Origin of the sequence: Xanthomonas sp. SHU 199 (genome assembly GCF_000364665.1) — a bacterium.
Classification (GTDB): domain Bacteria; phylum Pseudomonadota; class Gammaproteobacteria; order Xanthomonadales; family Xanthomonadaceae; genus Xanthomonas_A; species Xanthomonas_A sontii.
The window spans coordinates 1-4881 of the sequence record NZ_AQOI01000530.1; the positions used below are offsets into that span (position 1 = coordinate 1).

Annotated in this window: 3 protein-coding genes and 2 pseudogenes; 3 read left to right on the forward strand and 2 right to left on the reverse strand. The window is 70.9% G+C overall.

Annotation, left to right across the window (positions count from 1 at the left end; translation table 11 throughout):
• Both D183_RS25000 and D183_RS0116075 read right to left on the reverse strand, forming a co-directional pair.
• A pseudogene (locus tag D183_RS25000) lies at positions 1-288 on the reverse strand (DUF58 domain-containing protein); the annotation flags it as partial.
• A 5-nt stretch (positions 289-293) separates the two neighbouring features.
• The gene (locus tag D183_RS0116075) at positions 294-1247 is read right to left on the reverse strand and encodes an AAA family ATPase (protein ID WP_026144543.1); all 954 of its coding nucleotides are present in this window, start codon (positions 1245-1247) and stop codon (positions 294-296) included.
• A gap of 36 nt (positions 1248-1283) precedes the next feature.
• Here D183_RS0116075 and D183_RS0116080 point away from each other — a divergent pair, with 36 nt between their 5' ends.
• The 3 genes and pseudogenes from D183_RS0116080 to D183_RS0116090 form a co-directional block, all read left to right on the forward strand.
• On the forward strand, positions 1284-3128 hold the full coding sequence (locus D183_RS0116080) for an ArnT family glycosyltransferase (RefSeq protein ID WP_017909903.1): 1845 nt from the start codon (positions 1284-1286) through the stop codon (positions 3126-3128).
• 51 nt (positions 3129-3179) lie between these two features.
• Positions 3180-4169: a glycosyltransferase family 2 protein gene (locus D183_RS0116085; protein ID WP_017909904.1), complete on the forward strand. Its 990-nt coding sequence runs from the start codon at positions 3180-3182 to the stop codon at positions 4167-4169.
• Positions 4166-4881 (forward strand): annotated as a pseudogene (locus D183_RS0116090) (glycosyltransferase 87 family protein); the annotation flags it as partial. The gene D183_RS0116085 and the pseudogene D183_RS0116090, both read left to right, overlap by 4 nt.

The window sequence follows — 4881 nt, forward strand, 5'->3', positions numbered from 1 at the left end:
CTCGGCCGACAGCGCTTCCAGCCGCAGCCCGGACAACTGCAGGTGCGCGACGATGGCGCTGGCCATTGCGGCCGCGCCGAGCAGCATCGCCAGCAGCAGCGCCGGGTTGTTGTTGTAGTTCAGCGCGCCGAGCAGCATCGCCGCCAGCAGCAGCGCCAGGAAGCCGCCGAACGGCGTGGGCAGGATGTAGATGCGGCGCCGGTCCAACTGCACCGGCAGGGCTTCCGGCGCGCGCGGCGCGGCCAACTGCGCCAGTCGCTGCCGCCAGTCGCGCCGCCCGCCCGGCATCGGCGTCAGTCCACCGCGACGCTGTGCAGGATCGCCTTGGCCAGGGCCTGGCCGGACGCCGATTCCTGTTCGGCCACCAGGCGATGCTCGGCCACGGCCACGAACAGCGCCTGCACGTCCTCGGGCAGCACATGGCCGCGGCCGAGCAGCAGCGCATGCGCCTTGGCCGCGCGCAGCAGGGCGATGCCGGCGCGCGGCGACAGGCCCACCCGTACGCCCGGATGCTGGCGGCTGCGCGCCAGCAGTGCCTGCACGTAGCCGACCAGCGCCTCGCTGGCATGGATCTGCTCCACGCCCTGGCGCAGGGTGGCCATGTCGGCCTCGCCGAGCAGCGGCTGCGCCTGCGCGATCAGGTCGCGGCGGTCGCTGCCGCTGAGCAGGGCGCGTTCGGCCTCGGCGTTGGGATAGCCCAGCGCCAGCCGCAGCAGGAAGCGGTCCAGTTGCGAGTCGGGCAGGGGAAAGGTGCCCGACAGGTCCACCGGGTTCTGCGTGGCGATCACGAAGAACGGCGACGGCAGCGGATGGGTGGTGCCGTCGAGGGTGACCTGCTGTTCGGCCATCGCTTCCAGCAGCGCGCTCTGCGTGCGCGGCGGCGCGCGGTTGATCTCGTCGGCGAGCAGCACGTGGGTGAACACCGGGCCGGGATGGAACTGGAACTGGCGCGACTGCGCGTCGTACACCGACACGCCGAGCACATCGGCCGGCAGCAAGTCGGAAGTGAACTGCACGCGCTGGAAGCCCAGTCCCAGGCTCGCGGCCAGCGCATGCGCCAGGGTGGTCTTGCCCAGGCCGGGCAGGTCCTCGATCAGCAGATGTCCGCCGGACAGCAGGGCGACAAACGCCATGCGCACCTGTTGCGGCTTGCCCAGGACCAGCGCATTGACCTGCTGCTGGGCGCGCGTGAGCGCCTCGCGCAACGTATCGGTTAGCATTTCCGGCAAGCGGGGCGGAGTAGGCATCGCATTCTCGCAACGGTTTCAGGGAGTTTACGGGCAATGCAAGGGGAACAACGTGCACGCAGCGTCTTCATCGTGCTGTGGACGCTCGTCACTGCCGCCAAACTGCTGGTCGCCGCGCGCCTGCCGTTGTTCGTGGACGAGGCATTCTATTGGCAGGAAGGCCAGCATCTGGCGCTGGCCTACTCGGACCTGCCCGGGCTGACCGCGTGGCTGGCGCGGTTGGGCGTGGCGCTCGGCGGCGACCACCTGCTCGCGTTGCGCGCGCCATTCCTGCTGCTGGGTGCGGCCGTGCCGTGGCTGATCGCACGCATCGCCACGCGCTGGTTCGGCGCAGTGGCGGGCTGGCGCGCCGGCAGCCTGGCCTTGCTGATGCCGTTGTCCGGCACCCTGGGCATCCTGGCGCTGCCGGACGTGCCGATGGCGCTGGCGACGATCCTGTGCATCGACGCCAGCGCGCGGCTGCTGCGCCAGACCGAGGCGCTGAGCGCGGTGGAGCTGGCGCTGGGCCTGGTCATCGGCGCGCTGAGCCATTACCGCTTCGTCGGCGTGATCGGCGTCGGCGCGATCGCGCTGCTGCTGATCCCGCAGGGCCGGCGCATGCTGCGCGATCCGCAGGTGTGGGTCGCGCTGGCGTTGGGCATGGTCGCCTGGCTGCCGCTGCTGGCCTGGAACGCGGACAACGGCGAGGCTGGTCTCAAGTTCCAGCTGGTCGACCGCCATCCCTGGAGTTTCCAGCCCGCCGGCATCGCCTTCCTGCTGATCCAGTTGCTGCTGGTCACGCCGCTGCTGGCGGTGGCAATGACCAAGGTGGCGCTGATGGCCACGCGCGGCGGCAGCAGCGGCACGCGCGTGCAGTGGCGGTATTTCGGCCTGCTCGGCGGGGTATCCACGCTGGGCATTTTCCTGCTCGGGTTCTTCACCGACGCCGAGCGGGTCAGCTTCCACTGGCCGCTGCCGGGTTATCTGGCGCTGCTGATCGCCACGCCGGTGATCCTCAACGGCTGGAGCAAGCCGCTGCGCCGCGCCACCTGGCTGCTGGCCGGGCTGGGTCTGGTCGGTGCGTTCGGCTACTACCTGGCGGTGTCGGTGCCGGCGGTGCGCGAGCACACCGCCGGCGACAAGTACTACCCGCGCAACTTCGCCGGCTGGCGGCCGCTGGCCGACGCGGTGCGTCGCGAACTGGCGAGCATGCCGCCCGGCACCCAGGTGCTGGCGGACAACTTCAAGGTCGGCGCCGAACTCGGTTTCGAACTGCGCGACCCGGATATCCAGGTGCTGCCGCATCCGTTGAACGACAAGCACGGGCGCAGCGCACAGCTGCAGCAGTGGGGTCTGCTCAGCGACGGCCACCGCGACGGTCCACGGCTGCTGGTGCTCTCGCCCAGCGACATGAAGTACCGGCTGCTGCTGCAGCGCTACCACGCGGTCTGCGACCTGGTCGGTCCGCTGCCGCCGCCGCGGGTGGTGTCCAGCGACCACGGCAGCCAGCGTTTCCTGCTGTTCGCGCTGCCGGCGCAGCGCGCGAGCGGGCCTTGCACCACGCCGGCGATGGCCTGGTTCAACACCCCGGACGTGGACGCCAGCGTCGGCCGTCGCTTCGACGTGTCCGGCTGGGCGTTCAAGGACGGCGTGGGGATCGACCGGGTCGAGGTGCTGCTCGACGGCAAGGTCGCGGCGCAGGCGCACTACGGCGACGTCTACGACGTCACCAGGTTCTGGAAGATCTCCACCGATCCGAACCATCCGAACATCGGCTTCCGCGCCATCGTCGATGCCAGTGGCCTGGCACCGGGCACGCACTGGCTGGGCCTGCGTCTGCACGGCCGCGACGGCAGCGTCGAGGATTGGTGGGAACAACCGATCGTGCTGCGCCCGCACTGAGCTAGGATGGCGCGCCTTTCCCACGCTGCCGCGCAGGACCGCACGCCGCCCATGTCCAGTTTCCCCTCCGATCGCCCCGCGGCCGCGCCGCGGATCGCGGTGTTGGTGCCGTGCCACAACGAGGCGGCCACCATCGGCCAGGTCGTGGCCGATTTCGCCACGCATCTGCCGGGCGCGCAGGTCCATGTGTTCGACAACAATTCCAGCGACGCCACCATCGCCCGTGCGCGGGCGGCCGGCGCGGTGGTGCGCGAGGTCGCGCTGCAGGGCAAGGGCAACGTGGTGCGGCGCCTGTTCGCCGACATCGAGGCCGACGTTTACGTGTTGGTTGACGGCGATGCGACCTACGATGCGGCGATGGCGCCGGCGCTGGTCGAGCGCCTGCTGCGCGACGGACTGGACATGGTGGTCGGCGCGCGCCGCAGCGACGAAGCGGCGGCGTACCGCGCCGGCCATCGCACCGGCAACGTGCTGCTGACCCGCTGCGTGGGCTTCCTGTTCGGGCGCAGCTTCGACGACATGCTGTCCGGCTACCGGGTGTTCTCGCGACGCTACGTGAAGTCGTTCCCCGCGCATGCTGCCGGCTTCGAGACCGAGACCGAACTGGCGGTGCACGCGCTGCAACTGCGCATGCCGGTGGCGGAAGTCGACACTGCCTACGGCGCGCGTCCGGAAGGATCGCAGAGCAAGCTGCGCACCTGGCACGACGGCACCCGCATCCTGCTGACCATCCTGCGCCTGTTCAAGGCCGAGCGGCCCTTGCTGTTCTTCTCGCTCGGCTTCGGCGCCTGCGTGCTGCTGGCGCTGGCGCTGGCGGTGCCGCTGTTGCTGACCTATGCGCAGACCGGCCTGGTGCCGCGGTTTCCCACCGCGATCCTGTGTTCGGCGTTGGTGTTGCTGGGCGTGCTGCTGCTGGCCTGCGGGCTGATCCTGGACACGGTCACGCGCGGCCGCATCGAGGCCAAGCGCCTGGCTTACCTTGCGATCCCGGCCTGGCCGGCGGCGGACGCGCAGGGTGCGCATCATGGTGACGGCGCATGAGCACCACTGCTGCTGCGGCGCTGCCGCGCCCGACGCGCCGCCAGCGCCTGCTGGCCGCGCTGGATCGCCGCTTCGCCTTCCACAGCCGCGGCAATGTGATCGCGGCGGGTGTGGCGGTCGCGCTCCTGGGTGGGCTGCTGTCGCTGTGGCTGGGTCAGGACGCCAACTGGGACCTGCGCAACTACCACCTGTACAACGGCTACGCCGCATTGCACGGCCGCCTCGGCATCGACCTGGCGCCGGCGCAGATGCAGAGCTACTTCAATCCGCTGCTGGACGTGTTGCATTACGCGCTGTTCGTTGGCTTGCCTGCGCCGCTGGCCGGATTCGCGATGGGCGTGCTGCATGCACTGGCGTTCCTGCTGCTGGCCGGCATCGTCTGGCAGGTGCTGGACCCGCGGCTGAACCGTGCGCGGCTGGTGCCGTGGCTGGCGCTGGCCGGGCTGTGCAGCGCCGCGTTCCTGTCCGAGTTCGCCGGCACCATGGGCGACAACACCAGCGCGCTGCCGGTGCTGGGCGCGCTGCTCGCCGCACTGCACGCGCAACGCCGCCAACAGGCCGCGGGGCAGGGCGTGGCGCTGGGCTGGTGGGCGCTTGCCGGCGCACTGCTCGGGCTGGCGATGGCCTGCAAGCTGACCAACGCCCTGTTCGCGCTGGCCCTGGGCGTGGCCGCGCTGGTCGCCGGCGGTCGCCCGCGGCAACGGATCGGCGG